1 protein-coding gene is annotated in these 606 nt (G+C 33.8%); it reads left to right on the top strand.

Annotated features, from left to right (window positions below; all coding sequences use genetic code 11):
- Positions 1-37: 37 nt before the first annotated feature.
- A partial coding sequence (locus HC175_RS16435; RefSeq protein WP_209310030.1) for a hypothetical protein occupies positions 38-606 on the top strand: 569 nt, incomplete at its 3' end.

The raw sequence follows: 606 nt of genomic DNA, 5'->3' as shown, positions 1-606 counted from the left end.
AGCAAATTAAACAATCGAGAAGTCAAAATACCTTTAAATGAAAAAACACCGCTTTTTTTTACCATTATTATTAATCCTTTTTGTTGTTGCTTCTTGTAAAAGTGATCATGTACGGGGATCAAGTACTAATAAAGATGGTTCTACAGAACCTGCGCCATTGCCACCTGATACTCCTTTGGATGCTACCGTTAAAATTTATTTTGAGAACACTCTAAGCATGGATGGTTACATCAATGGGAATACAGCTTTTAAAGACGTATTCCGTGATTTACTTGTAGCTGTAGACAATGAGGATGACATAGATTTAAAAACTGAATTTTATTTAATAAATGATAAACTAACACCTACGAATTTTGGAGTAGATAACATTAAAATTTCGGAGAAGTTATCTCCAAATTCTACGGCTAATGAAGGCAACAAAGGGAGCAGTAATTTTGAGGAAATTTTAAATGCTGTATTACAAAACCAGGAGGGTGATGTGATTTCTGTGATAATGGCAGATTTTATATATTCTCCAGAAGAAGAGCCTGATGTTCCTTCTGCTCTAAATAAGTTACGGACTTATACTCAGAATGCATTTTTGAAAGCAGGAAAACAGAATCCTGA

This window comes from Salinimicrobium oceani, assembly GCF_012037645.1.
This window is presented reverse-complemented; position numbering and strand designations above follow the sequence as displayed.